The 26,672-nt window shown below is 63.5% G+C and carries 22 protein-coding genes; 9 read left to right on the top strand and 13 right to left on the bottom strand.

Annotation, left to right across the window (positions count from 1 at the left end; genetic code table 11):
- Positions 1-249: 249 nt before the first annotated feature.
- The 11 genes from BM075_RS12570 to BM075_RS12520 form a co-directional block, all read right to left on the bottom strand.
- The gene (locus BM075_RS12570; RefSeq protein WP_093361045.1) at positions 250-1,197 is read right to left on the bottom strand and encodes an ABC transporter ATP-binding protein; all 948 of its coding nucleotides are present in this window, start codon (positions 1,195-1,197) and stop codon (positions 250-252) included.
- On the bottom strand, positions 1,194-2,192 hold the full coding sequence (locus BM075_RS12565) for an ABC transporter ATP-binding protein (protein WP_093361044.1): 999 nt from the start codon (positions 2,190-2,192) through the stop codon (positions 1,194-1,196). The genes BM075_RS12570 and BM075_RS12565 overlap by 4 nt, the downstream gene beginning before the upstream one ends.
- Positions 2,189-3,034, bottom strand: coding sequence for an ABC transporter permease (locus tag BM075_RS12560; protein WP_093361043.1), 846 nt, complete (start codon positions 3,032-3,034; stop codon positions 2,189-2,191). Before BM075_RS12560 ends, BM075_RS12565 begins: the two co-directional genes overlap by 4 nt.
- Positions 3,031-4,068: an ABC transporter permease gene (locus BM075_RS12555; RefSeq protein WP_093361042.1), complete on the bottom strand. Its 1,038-nt coding sequence runs from the start codon at positions 4,066-4,068 to the stop codon at positions 3,031-3,033. The genes BM075_RS12560 and BM075_RS12555 overlap by 4 nt, the downstream gene beginning before the upstream one ends.
- Positions 4,065-5,678, bottom strand: coding sequence for an ABC transporter substrate-binding protein (locus BM075_RS12550; RefSeq protein WP_093361041.1), 1,614 nt, complete (start codon positions 5,676-5,678; stop codon positions 4,065-4,067). The genes BM075_RS12555 and BM075_RS12550 overlap by 4 nt, the downstream gene beginning before the upstream one ends.
- Positions 5,679-5,847: 169 nt before the next feature.
- Positions 5,848-7,188, bottom strand: a complete 1,341-nt coding sequence (locus BM075_RS12545) for an amidase (RefSeq protein WP_218152853.1) — start codon at positions 7,186-7,188, stop codon at positions 5,848-5,850.
- A gap of 1 nt (position 7,189) precedes the next feature.
- Positions 7,190-8,125 carry a polysaccharide deacetylase family protein gene (locus tag BM075_RS12540; protein ID WP_093361040.1) on the bottom strand — a complete coding sequence of 312 codons (936 nt, stop codon included), beginning with the start codon at positions 8,123-8,125 and terminating at the stop codon, positions 7,190-7,192.
- On the bottom strand, positions 8,122-9,051 hold the full coding sequence (locus tag BM075_RS12535; protein ID WP_093361039.1) for a polysaccharide deacetylase family protein: 930 nt from the start codon (positions 9,049-9,051) through the stop codon (positions 8,122-8,124). Before BM075_RS12535 ends, BM075_RS12540 begins: the two co-directional genes overlap by 4 nt.
- Position 9,052: 1 nt before the next feature.
- Positions 9,053-9,724: an isochorismatase family protein gene (locus tag BM075_RS12530; protein ID WP_093361038.1), complete on the bottom strand. Its 672-nt coding sequence runs from the start codon at positions 9,722-9,724 to the stop codon at positions 9,053-9,055.
- Between the two features lies 1 nt (position 9,725).
- Complete coding sequence (locus BM075_RS12525) at positions 9,726-10,460, bottom strand: VOC family protein (RefSeq protein ID WP_093361037.1); 735 nt, start codon at positions 10,458-10,460, stop codon at positions 9,726-9,728.
- Positions 10,457-12,751, bottom strand: a complete 2,295-nt coding sequence (locus tag BM075_RS12520) for a molybdopterin-dependent oxidoreductase (protein ID WP_093361036.1) — start codon at positions 12,749-12,751, stop codon at positions 10,457-10,459. Before BM075_RS12520 ends, BM075_RS12525 begins: the two co-directional genes overlap by 4 nt.
- A 241-nt stretch (positions 12,752-12,992) precedes the next feature.
- Between BM075_RS12520 and BM075_RS12515 the strand changes: the two genes are divergently transcribed.
- From BM075_RS12515 to metC, 4 genes are read left to right on the top strand one after another with little or no spacing between them, the layout of a single operon-like run.
- A complete protein-coding gene (locus tag BM075_RS12515; protein ID WP_093361035.1) occupies positions 12,993-13,922 on the top strand; it encodes a LysR family transcriptional regulator in 930 nt (309 codons plus the stop codon).
- A gap of 14 nt (positions 13,923-13,936) precedes the next feature.
- Positions 13,937-15,268, top strand: coding sequence for an NAD(P)/FAD-dependent oxidoreductase (locus BM075_RS12510; protein WP_093361034.1), 1,332 nt, complete (start codon positions 13,937-13,939; stop codon positions 15,266-15,268).
- A gap of 13 nt (positions 15,269-15,281) precedes the next feature.
- Positions 15,282-16,121, top strand: a complete 840-nt coding sequence (locus BM075_RS12505) for a sulfurtransferase (protein WP_093361033.1) — start codon at positions 15,282-15,284, stop codon at positions 16,119-16,121.
- Positions 16,118-17,269, top strand: a complete 1,152-nt coding sequence (gene metC / locus BM075_RS12500) for a cystathionine beta-lyase (protein WP_093361032.1) — start codon at positions 16,118-16,120, stop codon at positions 17,267-17,269. The genes BM075_RS12505 and metC overlap by 4 nt, the downstream gene beginning before the upstream one ends.
- A 76-nt stretch (positions 17,270-17,345) precedes the next feature.
- On the opposite strand, the gene BM075_RS12495 is transcribed toward metC, so the two are convergent.
- Both BM075_RS12495 and BM075_RS12490 read right to left on the bottom strand, forming a co-directional pair.
- The gene (locus tag BM075_RS12495) at positions 17,346-18,215 is read right to left on the bottom strand and encodes a DUF5131 family protein (RefSeq protein ID WP_177208336.1); all 870 of its coding nucleotides are present in this window, start codon (positions 18,213-18,215) and stop codon (positions 17,346-17,348) included.
- 46 nt (positions 18,216-18,261) lie between these two features.
- Positions 18,262-19,008, bottom strand: a complete 747-nt coding sequence (locus tag BM075_RS12490) for a response regulator transcription factor (protein ID WP_093361030.1) — start codon at positions 19,006-19,008, stop codon at positions 18,262-18,264.
- Positions 19,009-19,164: 156 nt separating this feature from the next.
- Here BM075_RS12490 and BM075_RS12485 point away from each other — a divergent pair, with 156 nt between their 5' ends.
- The 5 genes from BM075_RS12485 to BM075_RS12465 all read left to right on the top strand — a co-directional run bounded on the left by BM075_RS12485 (position 19,165) and on the right by BM075_RS12465 (position 26,657).
- Positions 19,165-20,334, top strand: coding sequence for a NapC/NirT family cytochrome c (locus BM075_RS12485; RefSeq protein ID WP_093361029.1), 1,170 nt, complete (start codon positions 19,165-19,167; stop codon positions 20,332-20,334).
- Positions 20,335-20,345: 11 nt separating this feature from the next.
- Positions 20,346-20,969, top strand: a complete 624-nt coding sequence (locus BM075_RS12480; protein WP_093361028.1) for a TorD/DmsD family molecular chaperone — start codon at positions 20,346-20,348, stop codon at positions 20,967-20,969.
- 176 nt (positions 20,970-21,145) lie between these two features.
- Complete coding sequence (torA, locus tag BM075_RS12475; protein WP_093361027.1) at positions 21,146-23,611, top strand: trimethylamine-N-oxide reductase TorA; 2,466 nt, start codon at positions 21,146-21,148, stop codon at positions 23,609-23,611.
- 136 nt (positions 23,612-23,747) lie between these two features.
- Positions 23,748-24,209 carry a hypothetical protein gene (locus BM075_RS12470; protein WP_177208335.1) on the top strand — a complete coding sequence of 154 codons (462 nt, stop codon included), beginning with the start codon at positions 23,748-23,750 and terminating at the stop codon, positions 24,207-24,209.
- A 114-nt stretch (positions 24,210-24,323) separates the two neighbouring features.
- A complete protein-coding gene (locus BM075_RS12465; protein WP_093361025.1) occupies positions 24,324-26,657 on the top strand; it encodes a hybrid sensor histidine kinase/response regulator in 2,334 nt (777 codons plus the stop codon).
- The last annotated feature ends 15 nt before the right edge of the window (positions 26,658-26,672 follow it).

Here is a 26,672-nt window from a genome sequence, read left to right as displayed (position 1 = left end):
TTATTAGACGTGGGAGCTTGGCAATTTAGGAAATTCGTCGAGAATGCCAAGAATTTGGTCAGGCTCTCGCCGTGCAGACGGCGGTTGCTGAAGCAACGGGCAGTTCGATTCCGGCGAGTCGGGCACATATAGAGGCGCGACGGGGCTGGGCCTGGAACGCCGGCCCCATCGGCTCGGCGACCATCAGGTCGGACCGCCGCAGCCGATGGGACGCGGGTTTCGATGGCGAATGTCTGCCGATCCGTGACCTCAGTCGGAGATCGTTTCGGCGAAATGGCAAGCGACCTCATGGGTGCCGACTCGGCGCAATTCTGGTCGTTCGGCGGCACATTGCTGCCGGGCGAAGCGGCACCGGGTGCGGAAGGCGCAGCCAGACGGCGGACTCACCGGGCTGGGCACGTCCCCTTCGAGCAGTTCCCCGGTGTCGCGGCGCGCGGCCTCGTCCGGGATCGAAGCGGTGAGCGCGCGGGTATAGGGATGCAGGCGACCCCTCCACACATCTTCGGCCGGTCCGATCTCGACGATGCGACCCATATACATGACCGCGATACGATGGGAGACATACCGAACTACCGCGAGATCGTGGGAGATGAAGAGGTAGGACAGGCCAAGGTCCTTCTGCAGGTCGACAAGCAGGTTCAGGACCTGCGCTTGCACCGAAACATCAAGTGCTGAGACCGCCTCATCGCAAACCAGCAGCTTTGGATTGAGCGCGAGCGCCCGCGCGATCGACACCCGCTGACGCTGCCCGCCCGACAGTTCATGCGGCATGCGGTCGAGGTGGTAGTCGGACAGCCCCACTTCGCGCGCGATCTTCAGCGCCTTGTCGCGGCGCTCGGACCGGTCGCCCACGTTGTTCACGTCGAGCGGTTCGCGGATGATACGATCTACCCGCAGACGTGGGTTCAGCGCGCCGGACGGATCCTGAAAGATCATCTGAACAGTCTGTGCGCGGTCCAGTCGCGCCGCTCGCCCGCGCCCGCCCGAGACGCCCTGGATGGCGATAGAGCCGTCTGTCGGGCGAGAGATGCCGACAATGCAGCGGGCCAGCGTGGACTTTCCGCAGCCGCTTTCGCCGACGAGGCCGAGCGTCTCGCCCTCTGCGATGCTAAGGTCGATCCCGTCGACGGCCTTGAGCGTTCCGCGTGCCGTGTCGTGATGAACCTTGAGGTGGTCGGTTCTGAGAACGGGATTCATGATGGGACCTCCGAGGCGAGAGATGCCGCAGACAGCGGGAAGTGGCAGCGCACCGAGTGACCCGCATGCGCGGTCAGGAGTGGGCGGCGGCCCTCGCAGATCGCTTGGCCAATGGCACAGCGGTCCCGAAATACGCAGCCCGTCGGGCGGTTCTCGGGCGCAGGGACAGACCCGGGGATGTCGGCGAGGCGGCCAGCGCCTTCAGTCCGGCTGCCTTTCGGGCGCGCCGCGATCAGCCCGGCGGTATAGGGGTGCGCGGGATTGTCGAGAACGGTGTCGGTGTCACCCTCCTCCACGACAGAGCCGGCATACATGACGACAATCCGGTCGGCGACCTGCCGCACTACGCCCAGGTCGTGGGTTATGAGCAAAAGCCCCAGGTTCTGTTCCGTCTGAAGCTGCTTCAGGAGCCTCAGGATCTGAGCCTGCACGGTCACATCAAGTGCGGTCGTCGGTTCGTCGGCGATAAGCAGAGACGGCTGGCAAGCGATGGCGATCGCAATCACGACGCGCTGACGCATTCCGCCGGACATCTGGTGGGGATATTGCCCCATGCGCGCGGCCGGATCGGGTATCCGCGTCAGCGTCAGCAACTCGATGGCCCGCGCGTGCGCTTTCGCCCGGCTCAAGCCAAGGTGCGTTGTCAGGACTTCGCGGATCTGTGCGCCCACTGTCATGACGGGGTTCAGGGCTGTGAGCGGCTCCTGATAGATCATGCTCATCGACGGGCCGCGCAGGTGCCGCAACTTGCGTTGAGACAAGGCGTGGATGGGCGCGCCGTCCAGCCGGATTTCGCCCGCACGGACCCGAAGCGACCCCGGCAGCAGGCCCATCGTCGCCAGTGCCGTCATCGACTTGCCGCAGCCGCTTTCGCCCACCAGGCCGACGGTTTCACCCCGTGCCACGGTAAATCGGATGCGTTCCACGATCGGCGCGTTGTCGCCCTGGCCAATGGCAAGATTGTCGATCGAAAGAAGGGGGGGGGTATCGGTCATGTCCGCTCCTTCAGGCGCGGGTTTAGCACGTCGTTGAGCGCGTCGCCGATGAGATTGAGTGATAACACCGTCAACACGAGCGCGATCGCGGGAGAAATCGTGATCCAGCTTGCGCCGCGCAATTCCTGCCGGCCGGCATTCAGAATAGTGCCCCAACTCATGACATTGGGGTCGCCCAGGCCAAGGAAGGCGAGGCTCGCCTCCACGATAATGGCGTTGGCGACGAGCACCGATGTGGTCACGATCACCGGCGCCATGCAGTTGGGCAAGATTTGTTGGAAAATGATGCGCATGTCCGACATGCCGATGATCTTGCAGGACTGCACGAAGTCGTAGGTCCGGAGCCGCAGGACATCTGCCCGCACGAGACGGGCGATCATCGGCCAAGCCACGATCGCGATTGCGAATGTGATCGTAGAAAGCGATGCGCCGATGATGCCGACTATGGCGATCGACAACAGGAAATTCGGGACCGTCTGAAATGCGTCGGTAAGGCGCATGAGCGCGTCGTCTACCCAGCCTCCGAAATAGCCTGCGACAGCGCCCACAAGAATGCCGAGCGCAATCGACACGAGAGCGGCCGAGACGCCGACCATCAGGGATACGCGCGAGCCATAGAAGATCGCCGAGAGAAGGTCGCGCCCGAAGGTGTCGGTGCCCAGCGGAAAGCGCGGGTCGGAGCCGGGGGCCAGGCGCGGCGGACCGGCCATGGCCCAAGGGCCGTCGGGAAAGAGCAGATTGGCGCTGACGGCCATGCCGAGGACGAGGGCGATCAGCATCAGTCCCACGAACCCGGATGGATGGTGCGCGAGGCGGCGCAAGGTTTCGAAGGATCTGGTCATTTCAGATTAACCCTCGGATCGAGCACCATGTAGAGCATGTCGATCACATAGTTTACGATCACCACGCAAAGCGAGGACATGAACACGACGCCGAGGAGCAGGTTGGTGTCGCGCTGGAACACAGCGTCGAAAGCGGTGCGCCCCATGCCGGGCAAGCCAAAGATCGTCTCAATCAGGACGGCGCCGCCCATGAGGGACGAGACCTGAAGGCCGGCCATCGTGACCAGGGGCAACAGCGCGTTGCGCAGCGCGTGAACGTAGAAGATCCGGTGTTCCGTAAGGCCCTTCCCGCGCGCGGTACGTACGAAATCGAGCTTGAGGACCTCGAGCATGGAGGCGCGCCCGATCCGGCCATAGATTGCGATGTAGAAGGTGCAGAGCGCGATGACGGGCATTGTCAGGTGTTCGACCACGTCCCAGAACCGGGTCCAGCCCGTGTATCCCATGCCGACACTTTCAAAGCCCGCGATGGGGAGCCAGCCTAGGTGCACCGAGAAGACGAGGATCATGAGGACCGCGATGATAAAGCTCGGGGTCGCATAAAGCAGCAGCATGAAGATCGAGATCACCAGATCCAGAGGCCGACCCGCATTGCGCGAAGCGATGACGCTGAACACCGTGCCCACCACCATCGAAAGCGTCACGGAAGCCACGACGAGGATCGCCGTCACGGGCAGCCGGGCAAGGATCACGTCCATCACCGGCGCCGCGTTGATCGGAGAATACCCGAAATCGAACGTCGCCAGCAGCGACATGTAGCGGATCAGTTGAACGAACACTGGCTGGTCGAGGCCGTAGCGGGCACGCAACTCGGCGATCTGGTCGGCCGTCAGGTCCCGCGTGCCCGCCAGCGCGTCGACGAAATCGCCGGGCGCCAATTTCACCAGCAGGAAACTGCCCACCATGACCAGAACCATGACCAGCGCCGCCTGCAGAAGGCGGCGGAGGACGTAGCGTACCGTCGGAGAAGACAGGGCCGTGCGCGGCCCTGTCCCAGACGTGCCGTTCCCAGTTTTGGGTCCGGTGTCGGTCATTGTTCGATCCAGACCTGTTTCATGCTCCCGAGCGCGCCGAGCGCGTCGACGGTGTGGTCCTTCACCTTCACGTTCGCGATGGTTGCCATCGAGATGTCGGTAACCTTGATCACCGGCAGGTCGTCATACGCGATCCGCTGGAACTCCGCATATTGCTCGGCGCGCTTTGCTTCGTCCGTTTCGACCGCAGCGGCGGCGAGCAGTTCGTCCACTTGGGGATTGGAATAATGCGATCCGTTCGAAAACCCGACACCCGGGTTGAAGTTGTTGGAGTCGTAGAACCGGTGCACCCCAATCGTCGGATCGACGCCCATAGAAGCCGTGTAGAGCACGAGGTCATGAGCGCGGTCCGTCCAGACGGTCTTGACGAAGACGGCGAAGTCCTGCGTGCGCACCGTCACGTCGATGCCGGCCTGGCGCAGCACTTCTTTGATGTAGCTCGACGCCGTGATCGATTCCGTTCCCCAGGGCGACGGGTCCAGCATCAGCCCGAAGCGCATCCCATCGGCGCCGCGGGGGTAGCCTGCTTCATCCAGAAGTTCGTTCGCCCGGTCGAGGTTGAAGGGGTAGGACGGGACTCCGTTCGTCGTGAAATAGGCTTTCTGGTCGAAATGTAGTGGCGATTTGCCCGGCTGGCCCATTCCGTACCAGACGTTCTGGGTGATCCAGTTGACGTCGATCGCGTGGGCGATCGCGTGACGGACCAGCTTGTCAGCCAGGATCTCGTTGTCGAGGTTGAAGCTCATCTGTTGCGCGGATGGCATGGCCTCGAACCCATCGGTGGTCATTTCGAACTGACCCTGTTCGGCCAGTCTCAGGATGTCCTGGGCCGGGATCATGTTCAGGAAGATGGCATCCGCCTGGCCGCCTTCGAGCATGGCGGCGCGGGTCGACGGGTCGGCGATGTACTGCACAACGATCCGGTCGAGAAGTGGGTAGCCGTCGTGCCAATAATCCTCGTTCTTCACCATCACCACGTTGGCGCCGATTTCGTAGCTTGCCAGCTTGAAAGGACCAGTTCCCACCGGTGCGGTGTTGACCGGGTTTTCCATGATATCGGTGCCCTCGTAGAGGTGCGCCGGCATGATCGGGCTTTCCCGGCTGTCGAGCGCGCGCATCAGGGCGGGCGTTGGTTTGGAGAGGTTGAAGATCGCCGTATGGTCATCCGGTGTATCGACCGACTCCAGCGCCGCGAAGGTGGATTTGCCGCGGCCGTGATGGACCTTTAGAATCTCCATGAAGGTAAAGGCCACGTCATGCGCGGTGAACGGCTCGCCATCGTGCCATTTCACGCCATCGCGGAGCTTGAACGTGATGGTCATGCCGTCATCGCTCACCGACCACTCCGTCGCGAGCGAGGGCTTCGGCTCCATCCCGAAGGCGTATCCCAACAGGCCATCGTAGAACTTGGGCGACAGGAAGCTTTCGGGGCCCCCCGTGGAGATGGCGGAGTTCAGGTAGGTCGGCGCGGGCCACGCCGGCGTGCGAAGGATTCCGCCCGCGGTCTGGGCGAGCGCACTCCGGGCGCCGATCATGGTTGCCGGGATAAGCCCGGTTGCTGCCAGGCCGGCAAGGAATGTGCGGCGTTTCATGGTCATTGAATTGGTCATCTGAAGATCTCCGTTTGTGGGGTGCTCACGTTTCGTGTTTCGTCGGTGAGTCCGGATGATGTTGCTGCGAGATGGAGGCCGGTGTTCCTGACAACCGGAGTCGCCTCCTTGCGTCGCCTTATGTCGGCGCAGGGTTGGTCACGCCGTGTCCCCGGCGCTTGGAAGGAGTTCATTGAAGTGCTGTCCCCTTGCTCGATTGCTTTGCGGCCTTGGGACGTGCCGCGGACAAGATCGGGCCAAGCAGTGCGGCCATCGAGATGAGGCGCCGGTCGCTGTAGCGCGGTCCGGTTAAGGTCACACCGACGGGAAGTTGGGACGGTCCGGTCAGGCCCGGTACGTTGACACAGGGCATGTGAAGGAGGGTCCATATCCGGTTGAAGGTGGCGGCCCCCGTATCTTCGGGGCCGACGGGAGCTTCGCCCGAGGTGCTGGGGGTGAGCACGGCGTCGAACGGCGCTGCGATATCGTCGAACACGCACCGGCATCGCGCAGAGAGATTCTGCGCGGCTCGCAGATCCTCGCGGCTGTCGCCCGCCGCGTTCCTCATGATCGAAACAAGTTGCGGATAGAGCGCGTCACCCAGCCGGCGATAGTCGGCAAGAAAGGCGCTGCGCATTTCGGCCTGCATGATGACCCGATGCGCCTCGGTCAGCCCGTCGAATTCTGGCGGGAGTTGTAGGTCGGTGACGATGGCCCCTGCGGCCTCAAGGGCGGCGCGCGCTTGGTCCATCGCGGCGACGGTCGCAGGCTCGGCCATATGCCAGACCAGCGTCTTGCAGATGGCGATGCGTGCGCCATCCAAACTGCCGGGGCAGGGCTGGGCCTCGATGCCGAAGACTTCGGCGATAAGGTCCAGATCCTCTGCGCTGCGGGCATACCATCCGAGGGTGTCGAAGCTGGCCGCGCAGACCTTGAAGCCCTCGTGACTGACGAGGTTCCAGGTGGGTTTGATCGCATAGGTCCCGCAATAGGATGCCGGACGGATGACCGAGCCGCCCGTCTGAGTCCCGAGAGAGATCGGCACCTGTCCATCGGCCACGGCGGCGGCGGAGCCGGAGGAGGAACCGCCCGGCGTTCGCGTCCGGTCGTGCGGGTTCATCGTGGCGGCACGCCGGCCGTTGACAGCGAATTCCACTGTGTCGTTCTTGCCCATCATCACCGCGCCCGCATCGCGCAGAATTGCGACGGAGGCCGCATCGATGTTGGGGAAGTGCCCTCTGAAATGCGGCGAGTTGAAGCTCGTCGGCATATCGTGGGTGTAAATGATGTCCTTGATGCCGATTGGCAGGCCCCTGAGCGGGCCTGTGCCGGCAGCATCGGCCGCCTTGGCCTTGGCCATTGCGGCGGCGGGGACGAGATACGTCCAGGCGCGGACAACCGGATCGCGCCTCCGGATGCGCTCGAGACAGGCCGCGACCAGGTCGGCCGAACTCAGGGCGCCGCGAGCCATCTGCGCGAGAGCCTCCCGCGCCGTGAGCCAGTTCGCTGTATCCTCGGTCGCTATGCTCATTTCAGCCATCCAGCCCCAAGGCGACCCATTGGGCGCGCAGGTCTTCGCCGGTGGCCGAGCCGACGCCGGTCTCGTTCATGAAACGCGACAGCAGCCGCTCAAGCGCACCGATGCGTCCTGGCTGGGCAATGGCCCAGGGCGACAGCGACATGGACAGGATCCGCCCGCCACGTGTGCGGCTCTCGTCGCGCAGAACGTCGAAAGCGGCGCCGAGCTGGTACTCGTAGTCGCCGATCGGCATGTTCTGCAGCCCGATGATCTTGTGATCGGACAAATCGTACGACAGGGGCATCTGGGTAAGCGTTCCGGCCCGCGTTTTGAACGCGTAGGGCATATCGTCGTTGATCCAGTCACAGATGTATTTGGCCCCGGCCTCGGCCACGAGATCCGGGGTTGCGGCGGATTGCGAATGTGCGGGGGAATGCCACCCGGTGACACCCTGACCAGAGACCTTGCGCAGGGTGTCGAAGCTTTCGCCGACCAGCGCTGCTTCCTCGTCCTCCGACAGCTGCGAATGATGCAGGTGCCCCATGTCGACGCCAGCGGCGGCCACTTCCCAGTCGCGCTTCAGGATGTCGTCCATGAGTGTCGGATAGCGGGTTGCGAGGACCGAGTTCATCGCGGCAGTCGCACGGATTCCGTAACGGTCAAGCACGTCGAACAGGCGATAGATCCCCACGCGGCTTCCGTAGTCGCGGGTCGAAAAATCCCAGACCGAGGGATAGGGGCGATCCATGCCGCCGATGGGCTTGACCGGCGAGGCGGGCATATCCATCGGGAAGTGCTCGAGATGCACGCACACCCAGAGTTTGAGCGTGTCGCCCCCATCCCATTCGAACATGGGCAGATCACGCAGATAGCGCGCTGTGTAGCGGTCGTGATCGTAGCCTTTGCCCCGCAGGGGATAGTCGAAGTAGCTGTCGGGAATAGCACTCATTGCTGTGCCTCCGCGTTGAATGGACCCATCCAGTCCACATAGGCGTCGTAGAAATTGGCCTCGAAATGCGCTGCGATCTCGCGCCCCGTGGCGAGCCAGACCTTGTCGTGCGAGGTGACGTAATCGAGCGCTTCGTCGAGGATCGACAGCCGGTGCGGTTGGCCGATCAGGTAGGGGTGCAACGGCACGCACATGACCGTGCCGCTTTTCTCGCCCTCGGCGTAAAGCCGGTCGAAGTTCATCTTGATGATCTCAATGTAATTGCGCGGCGAGATATTCTTGAAGTTCAGAACCGGCACGTCGTTGCACTCCATCATGTAGGGCACGCTGACGAGTCGATTGGACGAGCGTGTCTTCACCGGCATCGGTTGATCGTCGTGGAACAGGTCGAGGGTGTACTTGATGCCTTCCTCGGCCAGCAGATCCTGCGTCGTCTCTCCGTTCGAGATTGCCGGGCTGAGCCAACCATCGAGCTCCTGACCGGAGGCCCGCTTGATCGTCTCGCGGGCGTGGCGGATGATCTCTCGCTGCTGATCCTCGGTCATGTTGTAGAGGTAGCGGGTGTTGTAGACGCCGTGGCTGAACAGCTCCCACTCCAGTTCGCAGCAGCGTTCGATGATCTCGGGGAAGTGGTCGCAGACCGCCACGTTCAGCGAGACCGAGCCGCGAACCCCGTACCTGGCCATCACGTCGGCCATCCGGTCGAAGCCGACACGGTTGCCGTAATCGCGCATGGAATAGTTCAGGATATCTGGCTCGGGCCGATACCACACCTCGCGCGTGGGCGAGGGCGGCGGGGCGAGTTCGTAGAACTCGATGTTCGGAGCCACCCAGAAGGCAATTTGCGCCCCGTTCGGCCATTCGATCCTGGGGCGGTCGGCATAGGGGGCGAAGTCGTAGCTGTAAGGTTCACGCCACAAGGCCATGTCAGTTTCCTTCCTGGAGGGCCGCGAGTTGCGCGAGCACCGCGTCCGCCGGCTTCACATCGCCGTATTTGAACGCAATGTCGTAGAGGTTGGCGTAGTGGGCGCCTTCCTCGCGGTCCGCGACCGTCTCCTCTGGCACGCACACATGATAGCCGAGCGAGAGAGCATCCATGACGGTGCCCCGAACGCAGCCGGACGTCGCGCCGCCGGTCACGATGACGGTGTCGACACGGTGCCAGTTGAGGTAGCTGGGCAGGTGCGTTTCGAAAAAGCAGCTGCTCATGCGCTTGTTCAGCTTGAGGTCGGTTTCCTCGATCTCCAGGCGAGGGTCGAGTTCGGCCTGCGGGCTGTCGTGGCCCACCTTATGCAGGGCCCATTCCGTGTTCGACAGGCGCGACCACATACCAGCGTCGGAGCCGTCCGGAAGGTAGGCGACGTAGGACCACACAACCGGGCCACCCAGATCGCGCACGGCCCGGGCGAGCGCGTTCGTCGCTTCGAACTGGCGCGGGTGGCCGGCGTAGGCGGTCGGGAAGGTCTCCGTATCCGTGTAGCGGCGCTGAAGGTCCACGTTTATCAGCGCGATCCTCTTGCCAAGGCCCCGTTCCGGCACACGCGGATTGGCCTTGTACTCGAAGAAAATCTGCTTCGACGTCTTGTCGGTGGGCTGCATGTCAGGACGCTTCCATGCGCATAGGCGCGCCGTGGGAGAGGGCTATGTCGAAGGTCCGGGACACGGGGCCGGTCAGGACCGCTTCCACCATGCCGCCGCCAGGGCGACCCTGCGGGGTGTCGATCGGCGCGACGGTTACGGAGACCTCGCCGAAGACGAAATGACCCTTTGCGACTTCCGTTCCGCCGAGGGCGGCGAGTGATTTGACCACGGCCTCCGGGCTCTCGGTCGAAAGGGTCAGGGACTTGAGGCCGGTCGCGCCATTGCGGTGCGGCTTGGGCGACGGGATGCGCGCGGCGCGGCCCTCGACGTCCGAGACCACGAACGGCAGACAGACATCGCCGTTGGCGCCGCGCCCGCACATCAGAAGGTCCAGCGCCCAGGGTGCGCCGTCGGCAATCACGTTCGACACGCGCACAGGTCCCTTGGAAGGCAGGTTCGCTGCATCGAGGCGGGCACGGACATCCTCGGCGTCAGCAACCGCGAAGCTCCAGTCCGCCCACCCCTCGCCGGCGTCGAGAACCTCACCAAGCCGGTGCGCGGCCTGAGCCTCCGGCGAGGTGTAGGAGGTCAGCAGGATGTAGCTGCCATCCTCGAAGGGCACGAACTTGAACCGCGTCTTGCCATGCTCGGTATCGGCGCGGTCCTGGACCGTGAAGCCAAGAGCCTCAAAGTCGCGCTGAGCGGCGTCGAGATCGCGAACAAGCAGAACGAAATGGTCGAAGGCAAGTGTCATCTTGTTTCCTTGAGTGGTTCAATCGGGGAAGGCGTGGCGACCTTGAGTGGGGGTAGCGCCGCGTCGTGGCGCTCAATATCGACGAGACAGGACTGCGCGGCGCATCCCTGACCCAGGGTCGAGGTCCCGATGTCGCGGGTCAGCACATTGGGGTTGGAGTTCCGGTCGCAGGTACCGTCCGGGTCATAGGTCGCGCCCGTCGGCAACAGCACCACGCCGGGCATCAGGCCGTCGTCGACCTCGGCGACGGCGAAACAGGCACCCCGGTCATTGAAGACGCGCAGGACGTCACCCGTCTTGATGTCGCGCGCCGCTGCGTCTTCCGGACCGATCCGGAGGCACTCTCGGTTCTGGACCTTTCCTTCCAGCGAATAGGCGGAAAAATCCATCTGCCCGTGGAGTTTGCGCGCAGGCTGCGGCGACAGCATATGGAGCCGTTCGCCCGCACCGGCGGCGCCCAGCCATTCCTCGGGGTCGAGCCAGGCTGGATGGCCAAGTTGGTCGGGCTCCTCCGCGATCCAGTCGGAATAGAGTTCGATCTTGCCGGAGGGTGTGGAGAGCGGGTTGGCCACCGGATCAGCGCGGAACGCCGACATCATGACGAAATCGTCTTCGGGCTCGGGCATCTCGAGGTATCCCCGCGCCTGGAACTCCCGATAGGCAGGTACATCGATCCCACGCGACTGCAACTGTCCGGCTATCTCGCCCCAGGCCCAGTCGACCCAACCCTCCGCGCTGCGCCCGTCGGTGAAGGTCGCGGCCTCTTCCGGGCCGAGGCGCGCGGCAAGGTCAGCGAAGATGGCATAGTCGTCGCGGGCTCCGGCGTAAGGCTCGACCAGCTTTTGCATGGCAAGCAGGAAGCGGTCGCGCGAGGCGCCTCCGATATCGTCGCGCTCGAGCGTCACTGTCGTTGGAAACACGATGTCAGCGTGGCGTGCGGTTGCGGTCCAATATTGTTCGTTGACGATGACCGTCTCCGGCTGGCGGAATGCGTCGCGCAGGCGGTTGAGGTCCTGATGGTGGTGGAACGGATTGCCGCCGGCCCAGTAGACCAGTTTGATTTCAGGATAAGTGCGGGTCGCCCCGTTGAACCGGTAGCTCTCGCCCGGTTTGAGAAGAAGGTCAGAGAGGCGTGCACAGGGGATCGAAAGGCCAGTCGGATTGCGGATGGACGGAAGACCCTGGAGCGGAGTCCGGTAATTTGGGTTGCCCATCCCATTGGTGGAGCCATACCCGAAGGCGAAACCGCCACCGGGCAGACCGATCTGGCCCAGGACTGAGGCGAGCGCGATGGCGGCCCAATAGGGTTGCTCCCCGTGGCGGGCGCGTTGCAGGCTCCAGTTCGCCGCGACCATGATGCGCTTGCCGGGCAGATCACGTGCCAAGGCGCGGATCTCCTCGGCAGGAATGCCCGTGATCCCGCTGGCCCAGTCCGCCGTTTTCGGCGTGCCGTCCACTTCGCCCGCAAGATAGGCGAGATACCGGTCCGCACCTGCAGTGTGGCTGGTCAGAAACGCCAAATCGGCCCGCCCCATCGCGACCACCTCCTGCGTCAGCGCCATCATCAGGGCCACGTCGGTGCAGGGGCGAACCGGCATCCACTCGACCCCAAACTGGTCTTCGACGTCTTTGCGGTAGGGCGAAATGTTGATCGTGCGCGTGGTCTCGGTGACGCCGGCCATGAAGCTGTCATAGCGATGCTCGCCGATCCCGCCGGACTGGATCTCCCAGTTCTTCGCGGGCACCCCCCCGAAGGCGAGGAAAATGTCGCAATGCGCGCGTATGGAGGCAAGCGACGTGACCGACGAGCCAATCATTCCGTTGCCGACGATACGGGGCAAGAAGGCCATCGCGGCCCCATAGGAATAGTTCGTCTCCTGATCGACGTGGCCGCCGATGGATGCAAAGAACCGGCGTACCAGGGTGCGGGCGTGATGCACGCGGCCCGCGCTGGACCAGCCGTAGGAGCCGCCGAATAGCGCGCTGTTGCCGTAATCGGCGCGGACCCGGGCGATTTCCGCGGCTGCGAGGTCGAGCGCGTCGTCCCAGCCAATCCCTACATACGTGTCGTCCCCGCGCGCTGCGCCGCCGTCACGCTTCAGCCAGCCCTTTCGGACCACGGGCTGCGCAATACGGAGGGGTGCGGTCAGCATGTCCTCCCATGCTTCGTTCATCCGGCTCGGTCTCGGGTCGTGTTCGAAAGGCAGGACGCGGGCGATGGACCCGTCCACGACCTCGGCCCGAAAGGCACCCCAATGGGAAGCGTTCAGCGGAATGGAAGCGTCGGTCATGGTGCCATTCAATCTCGTTCAGGGCCTTGGCTCGGCCGCGGCGGTCATGCGGGACGCCGCGAAAAGAACCCCTGTTTGCGTTCAGTGAGTCGACGCTAGGAAATAATATTTTGGGCGTCAATGAAGCTATTGACTACAAGGATGTTATGTCTAACCATCAGGTGGGTTGGCAGGGTCGACCGTCAAAACTCTGTGCGGATGCGCCTAATAAAAGTGCAGAGATGGAAAGGAGAGCATCCAGGTGAAGCGGTTCAACGTACGGCAAATCGAGGCGTTTCGCGCCGTCATTTCACTCGGAAGCATGACCAAGGCTTCGGAATCATTGGGAATTTCCCAACCTGCCGTTTCGCGACTTATGACCGACTTCCAAGAGGCCGTTGGGTTCAAGTTGTTCCGCCGCTCGCGCAATGGTGCCGAGCCAACTGCTGACGCCCGCCGACTTTTCGAGCTGGTGGACAAGTTTTTCGTCGGCCTCGAAGAGATGAATGACGAAGTCCAGGCCATTCGCACGGTCAAGAGCGGGTCGGTCGCGATCGCGGCGATGGGTCCCTACGATTACGGGATCATTCCGGAACTCGCCGCGCAGTTTCGTCGGACGCACCCGGGCATCTCGCTGAAACTGGAAAGCCAGCCGCAAGACCGCGTCGCGGATTGGGTCGCGTCGCGCCGGGCTGATATCGGCATATTGACGCTGCCCGTTCTCAACTCGTCCGTGGCGACGCGCGAGCTGCTCACGATGCCGGCGTTGTGCGTCATGCCAACGGGCCACGCGTTGGCCGAAAAAAATGAAATCCAGCCCGAGGATCTGAACGGAGAGAGCTTCGTGGGCTTTCCCCGCGGCACCCCGTTCCGGTTCGAAACCGATTCACTTTTCGACAAACGCGGAATCGAACGCCAGATGATGACCGAGGCGTCGACCCATGAAGCGGTCTGCAACCTCGTCGCCGCCGGGCTCGGCGTGTCGATCGTCAGCCCCTTTTCCCCCCACTTCCGCCGGAACCCGAGGCTGGTGTTCCGCCCCTTCAAGCCTGCGCTGCCGATAACGCTCGGCGTTGTGGCGGACGAAGAGACCCTCTCCGTCGCAGCCAAAGCGTTCTTCGATTTCCTGCTCGAACGGACGCAGGACTACGGAGAAAACCTCAAGTCGGCAGGCGGCCGTTCCCCAAGCTAGTGACAGGACGTCAAATGAACGCTCAGACCATGATTGTGAATGATTTCGATGTCGTGCCGTCGGAGACCGAAGTGGTCATCGTCGGCGGCGGTATCGTCGGAGTTTCTACGGCCCTCTTCCTTGCGAAAAAGGGCGTTCCCGTTGTTCTGTGCGAAAAGGGGTCGCTGGGCGAGGAACAGTCAAGCCGAAATTGGGGATGGGTCCGCAAGATGGGCCGCGATCCCCGTGAAGTGCCATTGATGAAACACTCAATGGACCTTTGGGGCGGCATGGCAGAGATGGTGGGCGCAGACGTCGGCTTCCGGGTGCGCGGGATCACCTACTTTGTCGACCACGAAAAGGATCTTGTGCGCTACGAGGCCTGGATGAAGGAGGTCGAGCAATTCGAACTCGACACCCGCTGGGTCGGCAAGGACGAGATCGGCACCTTCGCACCGGGGGCCACGCGCAGCTTTGGCGGCGGTCTGCACACGGCGTCGGACGGTTTTGCCGAACCCCACATCGCGACGACCCTGATCGGCAACGGCGCCCGTAAGCTGGGCGCGAAGATCGTCGAGGCCTGCGCCGTGCGCGGGTTCGAAACCGAGGGCGGTCGCGTGAGCGAGGTGGTAACCGAAAAGGGGCGCATCCGCTGCAAACATGTCGTGCTCGCGGGCGGTATCTGGTCATCGCTGTTTGCCCGGTCGGTCGACGTGAAGATGCCCCAACTGAAGATGCTGAGCCAGACCATGCGGACGCGTCCGGTGAAAGACGGGCCGCGGGGCTGCGGGTCAGGTCCGGGCTTTGGGTTCCGCGAGCGTTTGGATGGCGGCTACAACGTGGGAATGCGTTCGGCGCACCCCGTGGATATCGTGCCGGACAGCTTCCGATATCTGAAGGACTACATCCCGGCGCTCAAGAACGAGTGGCGCGCGATGAAGTTCAGGGTCGGTCGCCGCACGCTCCAGGAAAGTGCGATGGAGAAGGGCTGGCGGCTCGACGGCCGATCGCCTTTCGAGAAATACCGCATCATGCGACCCGAGCCAGGTCACAAGATCCTCGACCAGGCCACGATCAACATCAAAAAGCTGTTCCCCCAGTTCAAGGACATGGTGGTCAACGAACGCGTCAGCGCCTGGATCGACGTCTCGCCCGATGCGATCCCGGTGATCTCGGCAGTCGATGCGATCCCGGGCTTCTACATTTCGACGGGCTACTCCGGTCACGGCTTTGGCATTGCGCCGGGAGCGGGGCAGCTCATGTCCGAATTGATCCTCGGCGAAACACCGGTCGTAGATCCGGCTCCGTTCCGGCACAGCCGCTTTATCGACGGGTCGAGGATCGTCCATTGGCCGATCGGCTTTTGAGGATCCAGGAGACATGGACGCGTATCTTGTAGAGCCAGACTGGCTCGCGACAGAACTGGGTTCCGCAGATCTCGTGGTGCTCGATTGTTCCTGGTATATCCCCGAGGCGAAAAAGAACGCACGCAAGGAGTTCGAGGCAGGGCACATCCCCGGCGCCCGGTTCTTCGACCTTGACGCGGCTTCCGACCAGGACACCCAAATCGTCAACATGCTGCCTCCCTCGGCGCTATTTGAGGCCGTCGCCCGAGACCTTGGGATCGGGGCAGACACGCGGGTTGTCATCTATGACAGCAGCTATGTTTCTGCGCGCGTGTGGTGGATGTTCCGCCATTTCGGGCACGGCAACGTTGCGGTGCTGAACGGGGGGATCAAACGCTGGCAAGCCGTGGGCCGTCCAATCGAAACGGGACCTGCCGAAAGACCGGAACCGGGCAGCTTTATCGCGACGGCCGCGTCCGGCGACGTGGCGGCGTGGACGGACGTGCGGGCGGCGCTCGGCGATGGTTCGGCCGTCGTTCTGGATGCGCGCACGCGGGAACGATTCACTGGCGAGCTTCCGTCCGGCTATCCGGGGGTCGCCGGGGGGCATATGCCGGGTGCGGTGAACCTACCTTGGGGCAAATTGCTACCGCAGTTGGGGGACCACACATTCCTCTCGCCCGAGGATGCGAGGGTGCTTTTCGACGAACACGGGCTGGACGGTCGTCCGGTGATCGTCACCTGCGGGTCCGGTGTGACAGCGGCCATCCTGCTGTTCCAATTGGCCCGCATCGGGCGCAGCGATGTCACACTGTATGACGGGTCCTGGCATGAATGGGGCCAACGCGATGATCTTCCTAAGGAAAACCTATGAAAACTGCGACGAAACTCGTCTCCGTCGGGCGTTCGCACGCGCATGCCGCGGCGCCAGTGAATCCGCCGGTGATCCGGGCCTCGACGTTCCTGTTCAACAAACTCGAGGAATTCGAGACCGCCCAGAGAACCCCCTTTGACGGGGCCTTTTATGGCCGGGTCGGCACGCCCACGACTTTCGCCTTCGAACAGGCGATTTGCGCATTGGAGGGAGGGCATCGCTCCATCGCGACGGCGTCCGGCCTCGCTGCAATCACGGCCACGCTTATGGCATTTGCCGAGGCCGGGGCGCACATGCTGGTGGTGGACACCGTGTATGACCCGGTGCGCCGGCTCTGCAATCGGACGCTGGCGCGGATGGGGGTGTCGGTGACGTATTACGACCCAGCGGTCGGAGCCGGGATCGCTGATCTCATCCGAGACGAGACGACGCTGATCTACATGGAGAGCCCGGGCACCGGCACATTCGAGATTCAGGACATTCCTTCGATTGTGGCAGCGGCCAAGTCGCGCGGCGTGCCGACAGCAATCGACGCCACCTGGGCCACGCCCCTATTTCTTCGCCCGATCGAGATGGGGGTGGACGTGTCGATCCATGCAGCGACGAAATACATCGTCGGACATTCGGATGGTATGCTTGGCGTGCTTACCACGACGGCCAAGATGTATGACCGGTTGCGCGCGGCCACGCAAGATTTGGGCGGATGCGCCGGGGTCGAGGAATGCAACCTGGCGCTACGCGGCTTGCGCACGCTGCAGGCGCGTCTCTCGCAGCAGGGTGATACAGCCTTCGCGCTGGCGCAGTGGCTCGAGTCACGCGATGAGGTTGCGCGGGTGTTGTACCCGGCCTTGTCCGGATTTCCCGGGCACGACCTCTGGAAGCGGCATTTCGACGGCGCGTCTGGCGTGTTCACGATCGAATTGACAGACCGGGACCCAGAGGCCGCCCGGCGGTTCATCGACGCGCTCGCGCTCTTTTCCATTGGGTTCAGCTGGGGTGGTTACGAAAGCCTCGTGCTACCGGTCAACACGAAGAGCAGGACGTTGCCCAACTGGCAGAATCTCGGTCCGATGGTGCGACTTCAAATCGGCATGGAGGACCCCGAAGATTTGCGGGCGGACTTAGAACAGGCGCTCGCTGCGATCTGACGGGCCTGATCCGGTGAGCGCAGACCGGCCGGATCGGTGATGTCGGGCCGAGCGAGAGCAACGCGTTGGCGGGAGTCTACGCGGTCATGTCGATGTCCGTGCGGAGTGCCGCGACCATCTTCATGTACGCTGCCGTCAGCTCTTCACAGGTTCGGCCGTCGATCGTCGCGCCCCCCTGCTCCTCGGGGCGGAGTTCCAGGCCGCGGGTTTCCAGATCGTGCCTACGCTCCTTCTGGGTGCGGCCTCGGGCCTCGCGCCAGGATGGGTTGTTGGCCCACCGACCCCAGTGCTTGAACCAGACCGCGGCGCCGCCGTGGTGCGCCTTGCCGATGACCTCGCGCACCCATTCGGCTTGGCAGGGCCGGGCACGCGGACCGGATTCGCCGCCGATACCGACCCAGTCGATGGTGCCATAGTCATGGCGGTCCACCCTCGCCAGCAGCGGTTCGACGTTCACGTAGGCAGTGAAGGGGCCGACCGACTGCCGTAATGCACGCAAATCGTCGATACGGGTCGCCGCGCGGTTGTTCTCGGCGGACACGCCCAGCCACAGGTTCTCCGGCACGCCCTCGCTCCAGCGCCGTGCGCCGTAGCTGAGCATCCGAGCGGACCGCTTAGTGAGTACGATGAAGATCGTCCGGGGGCGTGCGGCGATGACGTCAATGACCTGATCGATAAAACGGTCCGGGATGCCTTCGTGGAAGAGATCGCTCATCGAATTGACAAAGACGCGCCGGGGGAGCGGTCCGTCCGGTGTCTGGATCGGGCCGAACTTGCGGACGTCTGTCAGTCGCTCGGGGTGCAGCCGAAGGTGGAAGCCTCCGTGGAACCGCCGGGCGATGGCCTCTGCATAGCAGTTGGCACAGCCCGCCGAGACCTTGTCGCACCCAAAGGCCGGGTTCCAAGTGGTGTCAAAGCAGGAGATGCGCGTTTTGAGGACGGTCATGGTCGGGAACCCCGTCACTAGGCCTAAACCTCGCGGACCTTTGGGGTCAATACGCGGGCTGCCGGGCGGAGTTGTCCTCGTTTTCCTCCGCGTGGTCGACGAAGACATACCCGATCCCGTGGATCGTGATGATGAGTTCGGGGTCCTTGGGGTCCCGTTCGATCTTTTTCCGCAGCCGGCCGACAAGAACGTCGATGGTACGGTCGAACGGGTCGCGCTCCCGGCCGCTCAGCGTGCCGAGCAGGGTATCGCGCTGAAGCACCCGGCCGCGATTGCGGACCAGCGCAACGAGGAGTTCGAATTCGCCGCGCGTGAGATGCACGTCCGTGCCCTCCGGCGCCGTTAGCCGGCGCGCGGCAGGATCGATGGTCCATCCCCGGAAATGGAACCGGTCGTCGTCGTCCGCCTCCGCCCGGGGCGTGCGGCCGACCCGCCGGAGGATATTGTTGGCGCGCGCCAGAAGTTCGCGTGGGTTATACGGTTTGTCGACATAATCGTCCGCGCCCATTTCCAAGGCGACGATCCGGTCGATGTCGTCAGTTTTCGCACTGATGACGATCACTGGCAGATCAGACGTGCGGCGCAGTTCCCTCAGCAGGCTGAGGCCGCCCTGGCCCGGCAGGCGCAGGTCCAGGCAAAGCAGGTCCACCGCGAACTTTCGAAGGGCCACCTGCATTTCAGCGCCGTTCCCGGCGCGCAGCACGCGAAAGCCCTCGGCCTCGAAATAGGCGGCCGCGAGTTCCAGACTCGTGGGGTCGTCCTCCACGATGAGCACGCGCTTCGGAACGTCCAAACGTCTCTCCTCAAGTTGTTCACACGCCGTTTACAATTTTTTACACACCGTTCTAATCCCCTCAACAGCGGATTTACAGCGGGGAGCTATTCCTGCGGCGACACGGCTCGCGTCGACCGGGCCAGGAAAGGTGTCGTTGCCAGCTGGAGACGTATCATGGCGAAATTTCGGAACTGGCTTCGCGGCCCCTCGGGGGCCCTTGCGACCGTTCTTATCCTCCTCGTTGGCATCGTCATCGGGGCCGGTGCGCTCTTCGGTGCACATACCGCAATCAAGTCGACGGAGAACACGGAATTCTGCGTCTCCTGCCACGACCTGGCCCCGGCCTATGCAGAGTACAAGGAGTCCCCGCACTTCTCGAATGCGTCCGGCGTGCAGGCCGGATGCCCCGATTGCCACGTCCCCGAACCCTTCGGTCCCATGGTGATCGACCATTTCCAGGCCCTCGGAGAGCTTTACAGTTCGTGGAAGGGCACCATCGATACGCCTGAAAAGTATGACGAGCACCGTTTGGAAATGGCCGAGAGAGTCTGGGCCTATATGGAGGCGACCGACTCGCGGGAGTGTCGCTCCTGCCATGCTGAACACGCGATGAATTTTGCTTTGCAAGCGCCGGAGGCGGCCAAGCGGATGCAGGAGGGCTTCGCGAACGGAGATACCTGCATTGACTGCCACAAGGGCATTGCACACAAGCTGCCGGACATGTCGCAGGGCTACAAGAAGACCTTCGAGGAATTGCTCGCCGCGTCCGAGGAGCAGGGCGCGAAGGCGGATGACCTCTATGTCTTGCAGACCAAACCCTACTACGGCAGCGCCAAGGATGCGAAGTCGGGCGAGGGTGCCATCGGTCAGATCCTCGCTGCGACGCACCTGCATGTGCTGGACCGCGACGGCGACGCCCTGAAGGTGAAGATCGAGGGATGGCAGCAGGACGGTGTCGACAAGGTCATCTACGAACTCAGAGGCCAACGCATCTTCTCCGCCACAGCGAAGGCGGATGCAGTCGAGTTGATTTCCCGCGAAGGCACCGAGACGGATTCCGATACCGGCCTGGTCTGGCACGACGTGAGCCTTGAAGGGTGGGTGGACCGGACGGACCTGGTCGACAACCTTGAAGACCTGTGGGCATATGGAGCCGAGATGAACAACGCGAGCTGCGGCGTCTGCCATTCCGCCGTGCCGGCGAACCACTTCCTCGCGAACCAGTGGATTGGCTCCCTCAAAGCGATGGAACGGTTCATCACGCTCGACAAGGAACAGTATCGCTTCCTTCAGAAGTACCTACAGATGCACGCCAGCGATACGGGCGGGGCAGGCGAACATTGAGGGAGCGACCCATGGAGCTGACTTCTGAGGACCGCAAACAGATCGACAGGTGGCTGGCGGGGTTTTTCCTCCGGGAGCCGGATGCGGCGTCGATCCAGCTATACCGAAGCGAGGAGGGCACGGCCCTCCTCGACCAGTTGGCCAAGGTTCCGGCGTTGGAACCGCTCGTCTCAACCATGCGCGCCACTTTCGCGCCTCCTGTCGATCCGGAAACGCTCCGTCTCGACCTCGCGGCGGCCTATGGCCGGCTGTTCCTGACCGGCGGACCCCGAGGCGTGCCGCTCCATGCCTCCGCCTACCTCAGTGAACGTGGCCTGCTCAATCAGGCACCAACCCGGGAGACCGCGGCGATCCTTGCGAGCCTCGGTTTGACTGCGCCGCCGGGGTTCAAGGAACCGGTCGATCACATCGGGCTGCAGTTGAGCATACTCGCCGAGTTGGCGGGCGGCGCTGAGGCCGATGGCTTGTCCGAAGAAGCGTACCTCCGGTCTCACCTCCTGACGTGGGTGCCCACCCTTGCGGCTCTCTGCGCGCAGCGATCCACGGTGCCGTTTTATCGTGATCTGGCGACGTCGGCGCTCGCCTGGCTGAGGGCGGTGGAGCAGCAACTTTCCGTCGCGCCTGCGGGGGCTTAAGGGCCGTTTACACGGCATTTACAGAATTTTACACTCGGTTCACCGCCTGCCAGAACCCTGTTTACACCCGCGAAATACCTTCTCGCCATAGGCGCGGCGGGCGCTTGTGGGGCGGAGCACCGTCCCCACGCCCGATGACGCGGCATGCCACGACACCTGTCAGCGGAGGGCGGACCATGTCCGGAAAAGAGTTCACCAATGTAACCAGACGCGGCGTTTTGCAGGGCGCCACAGCCCTCGGAGCGCTCGGCGTTCTGGCGCCTGCATGGCTCCAGGCCGGTGCGGCCCACGCCGCGGGCATGGACGGCGAGGTGATGACCGGCTCGCACTGGGGCGTCTTCTACGCCAAGGTGCAGGACGGCACCTGGACCGAGATCCGTCCCTGGGAGGGCGATCCGCATCCCTCGCACCAGCTTCCCGGCATCATGGACTCCGTGATGTCGCCGTCGCGCATCAAGTACCCGATGGTCCGCCGCGCCTTCCTCGAAGGCGGCGCCGGTGCGAGCCCGGAAACCCGTGGGGCCGGCGATTTCGTCCGCGTCAGCTGGGAGGAGGCGACGGAACTGGTTGCCAATGAGCTGAAACGCGTGTCCGAGACCCATGGACCCACCGGCATCTACGGCGGCTCCTACGGCTGGAAGAGCCCGGGCAAGCTGCACAACTGTCAGAACCTCATGCGCCGGATGCTGAACCTCGGCCTGGACGGCGCCTTCGTCAACGCCTCCGGCGACTATTCCACGGGCGCGGCGCAGATCATTATGCCGCACGTCGTGGGCACCTTGGAGGTCTATGAGCAGCAGACCGTGTGGCCGGTGGTGATCGAGAACACCGATGTGCTGGTCTTCTGGGGCGCCGACCCGGTCCGCACCAACCAGATCAGCTGGACCGTCAGCGACCACGACAACTTCCCCTACATGGAGGAATTCAAAAACACCGGGAAGAAGGTCATCGTGATCGACCCGTGGCGGAACGAGACCGCGCGTTTCTTCGACGCGGAGTGGGTCCCGATCCGGCCGCATACGGACGTCGCGCTGATGCTGGGCATGGCGCACACGCTCTACACCGAAGAGCTCCACGACGCCGATTTCCTCAGCGAATACACCACGGGCTTCGACGAGTTCCTGCCCTACCTGACCGGCGAAAGCGACGGCACGCCGAAGACGGCGGAATGGGCGTCCGACATCTGCGAGGTGCCGGCCGAGCAGATCAAGGAACTCGCGCGTCTCTTCCAGTCCAGCCGGACGATGCTGTCGAGCGGCTGGTCCATCCAGCGCCAGCACCACGGCGAGCAATCGCACTGGATGCTGGTCACGCTGGCCTCGATGCTCGGTCAGATCGGCCTTCCGGGCGGCGGCTTCGGCCTGTCCTATCACTACGCCAACGGCGGTGCGCCCTCGGCCAACTCGATCGTCCTGCCCGGTATCAGCGACGGTGGCGCGGCAGTAGAAGGCGCGGCCTGGCTGACGGAAGCCGGCGCGGCGTCCATCCCGGTCTCGCGGGTCGTCGAAATGATCCTGAACCCCGGCATGGAGTTCGACTTCAACGGCAAGCGCCAGAAGTACCCCGAAGTCAAAATGGTCTACTGGGTTGGCGGCAACCCGTTCAGCCACCATCAGGACCGCAACCAGATGGTCGAAGCCTGGAGCAAGCTCGAGACCGTCGTGGTTCAGGACTTCCAGTGGACGGCGACAGCCCGTTTCGCCGACATCGTCCTGCCCGCGACATCGGCCTACGAGCGCAACGACATCGAGAACGTCGGGGACTACTCGTCGCGGGCGATCGTGGCGATGAAGAAGGTCATCGACCCGGTGTTCGAGGCGCGGAACGACTTCGACATCCTGGCCGATATCTCCGAGAAACTTGGCGCGCGCGATGCGTTCACCGAGGGCAAGGACGAGATGGCCTGGATCAAGAGCCTCTACGAGTCGGCTGCGGAGCAAGCGCCGGCACGTGGTATCGAGGTTCCGTCGTTCGATGAATTCTGGGAAGCCGGCATCCTCGAATTCGAGATCCCCGAAGAGAACCGCCAGTTCGTGCGTTACGGCGACTTCCGCGAAGATCCGCTGCTCGAACCGCTCGGGACGCCCAGCGGGCTGATCGAGATCTACTCGCGCAACATCGAGAAGATGGGCTACGACGACTGCCCGCCGCATCCCACCTGGATGGAACCGGTCGAACGGCTTGGAGGCGCAGATACGAAGTATCCCTTCCACGTCGATACGGCACACCCCAATTCGCGCCTCCACTCGCAACTGTGCGGCACGTCCCTTCGCGAGACATATGCGATCGCGGGCCGGGAACCGTGCCTCATCAACACCGAGGATGCTGCGGCGAAGGGCATCGCCGACGGCGACATCGTGCGCGTGTTCAACGACCGGGGACAGATCCTGGCCGGCGCGGTGGTGACCGACGACATCCGCCCAAGCGTCATCAAGGTGTCCGAAGGCGGGTGGTACGATCCGGTGCCGGGCGGCGAACTCGGCGCACTCGATGTCTATGGGGACGCCAATAACCTGACCGTCGGCATCGGCACCTCGAAACTGGCGCAAGGCAACTGCGGTCACACGGCCATGGCGGACGTTGAAAAGTACACCGGCGATGCGCCGGAACCCAACGTCTTCACCGCTCCGGCCGAAGGCTGAACATCACCGGACGGGGCCGATTTCCGGCCCCGTCCGCACCGACCGGCTCGAAACTCAGATGGGCAAGGTCCACGCACCACTCACACCACTCACGAAGGTCCGGCGGCGCTGTCGGCGCGTTTTGCTATGCGTTCTCTTGTCGGCAGCGCCTGCGGCCGCCGAGACCGCCTTCGTGGCCGAGCCGGCGGAGCTATTCGAGGCGGCATCGGCGCTCCCTCCCGCGATTGCGCAAGTCTCCGTTGCGGCAAAGCTCAACGTGCAGGAACACGGCGCGCAGTCCGACAAGGTCGTTCTCAGCGGATGGACGCGTCCCGGAGCCGAGCGCGTGCTTTTTGCCTATCCCGGAAAGCAGATCCTTGTCGCACGTTTGTCGCCTGAAGCTGCCGAACGCCTCCGCCTCCAGGAAAGCATGACCGACCCGGAGACGGGCATCGCGTGGAACCTCATGCAGATCGACGGCTGGATCGCGGCCGATAGTCTCGTGCCGAGCCTCGACCCGATCTGGGACGCGGCGTGGGAGCTTTTCGCAGACCGTTGCACGGCCTGCCATGAGCGTCGCGTGCCCTCCAACTACACGGCGAACCAGTGGCGGAGCTAACTGAAGGTGATGGGCCCCCGCACCGGACTGCCGAAAGCGGACCAAACCCTTATTCTGACCTTCCTGCAACACCACGCAAGCGATACGATCGCTCAACCCGTCGGGGAGTGAGCCATGAAGGCACTGGAAGCCCTCATCGAAGAGAACGAAAACTGGCTGGTCGACCGCGTGGTCCATTACGCACTGGTGGAAGGCTTCTCAGCATACACCTCCACACTTCGCGAAGCCTGGCGCGCGTCCATTTGCGGGCTGTCGGGGCCGATCCTTCAGGCCCTCGCAGCCATCGACACCGATGCAGGCCCCCGACCGAACGACGGCTTCGGCGAGGCGCGGAAATCCATCGTCGCCTTCGGTGTCGAACAGGCGGCGCGGCACCGCGCGCGCGGCGTGCGATTGGCGGAGTTCCTGGGACTGCTGAAATACTACCGACGGGCCTATCTCGACCTGATCGACGAGAATTTCGTGAAGGCGGAAGATGCGCGGCGCTATCGCGGATGTATCCTGGAATTCTTCGACCAGATCGAAATCGGGATGTGTACGGAATGGAACGCCATCCCGAACGAGGACCGACTACGCGACCTTCAATACCAGAACCAGCGCCTGACGAACGAGAAGAACAAGTACCTCACCATTTTCGAGAGTATCGACGAGCCTGTGATCCTGCTGGACGTCGGCGGAACGCCCGTACATCTCAACGATGCCGCGCACAGTCTCTTCTGCGGCGACGTGGCACCGGGTGCCTCTTATTACGGCGCCCTGCGTAGCCCGTTGCTGAATGCGCAGATCACGGAGATCCTGAAAGGCAGCAGCAACGGCCGGGCGGACATGGTGGTCGAGACACTCGCCGGAGAGCGGGATTTCAAGGTCAAGGTCCAGCGGATGCTCGATGTGAGCCGGAAGTTCGATGGCACCGTGATCATCCTGAACGACGTGTCCGAGTACAAGCGGGCGTTGCGGCAGGCGCGGGCGGCCGACCATGCCAAATCGACCTTCCTCGCGGCGGTGAGCCACGAGATCCGCACGCCGATCGCCGGCGCGCTCGGGCTGTCCAAGCTCCTGCGCGACACGCCGCTGACGCAGGAACAGGTGCATTTTCTCGACGGCATCATCTCCTCGGCGGAATTGCTGGAGGGGGTTGTCGGCGACATTCTCGATTTCTCGCACGCTGATCTCGGATCGCACCCGCCGGCGCCGCAGGATTTCGATCTGTCGCAACTCGTCCGCCAGGTGATGATGGTGGTTGAGGCTTTGGCGAGGGAGAAGAGCATTTCCCTCTCCGCCGACATCGCTCCGGAGCTGCCATCCCGCCTGCATGGCGATGCCTCCATGATCCGGCAGGTACTGCTTAACCTGACCCACAACGCGGTCAAGTTCACCGACGTCGGCTCCATTCGGATCGCAGTAAGTGCCCATGAGCAGCGTCTTCGGTTTGAAGTGCAAGACACTGGTCTCGGGCTGCCCCCCGGATCCAAGGAGCGGCTGTTCGACCCCTTCTGGCAGGGGGATAGCCATGGCGACAGAGCAAGTGCGGGGCTCGGACTCGGGCTTGCGATCTGCCGCAAGATCGTCGTCCGAATGGGCGGCACCATCGATTGCCGGGCCAATCCCGCCGGCGGCAGCATATTCCGTTTCGAAATTCCGCTCGTTCAGGCGCGCGACGAAGAGGTCGTTCCTGTGTTGCCTCGAACGACCAGATCGCTGCGGGTGCTGGTGGTGGATGACGACGACGTAAGCCGCATGGTGGCAGAGGGCTTTCTGGCCCGGCTTGGCCATACGTCCCTGGCGGTCTCATCGGCCGCGGAAGCTCTCCGGATCCTGGAAGAGAAGCGCTTCGACCTTGTCCTTACAGATAACCGAATGCCGGACATGTCGGGGCTCGATCTGGTCGACCGACTGCGGGCGCTGGCGGATGGGCCGAACGTTGGCATACCGGCCATCGTGGTGACGGCATCCGCCGACGATTTCGCGACGGATCATGGTCAGGGAGGCCGCCCCGGCGCGTTCCTGACCAAGCCCTATGACGCCGAGGCCTTGTCCGCGGAAATCGCGCGGCTGTTCCTTCAGATCGGCGACGGGCCTGAGCAAAACAGTCCGCAAGAGCATTCCACGGATATGCCGGTGGATGATCTCACTGTCGTCTCCCGGCATATCGACAGTGTCGGTCGGGACAGGGCTGGCCGCGTCATTCAAGCCTTCCTCGAAAGCGCGCCGCGCCTCGTACGGTCGATAGAAACAGGGCTCGCCGGCAATGATCGCGAAGCCGTCGCCGCCGCGGCCCACAGCCTCGCCGGGGCCTCCAGCCTGCTGGGCTTGGCCTCCGTGGAAAGCCTCGCCCGAAGGATCGAAACCTGCGCAAAGGATCCCGCCGTGGCCGTCCCCCCCGATCTGTCGGCAAACCTGAAGGAGAGGGTCGCACAGGCGTCCCGGAGCCTGCGGACATTTTGCTGACGCCCGCCCGGCTCC

Source organism: Tropicimonas isoalkanivorans (assembly GCF_900112335.1).
Taxonomy (GTDB): domain Bacteria; phylum Pseudomonadota; class Alphaproteobacteria; order Rhodobacterales; family Rhodobacteraceae; genus Tropicimonas; species Tropicimonas isoalkanivorans.
The sequence above is the reverse complement of the archived record's forward strand: the minus strand, read 5'-3'. Positions and strand labels throughout refer to the sequence as shown.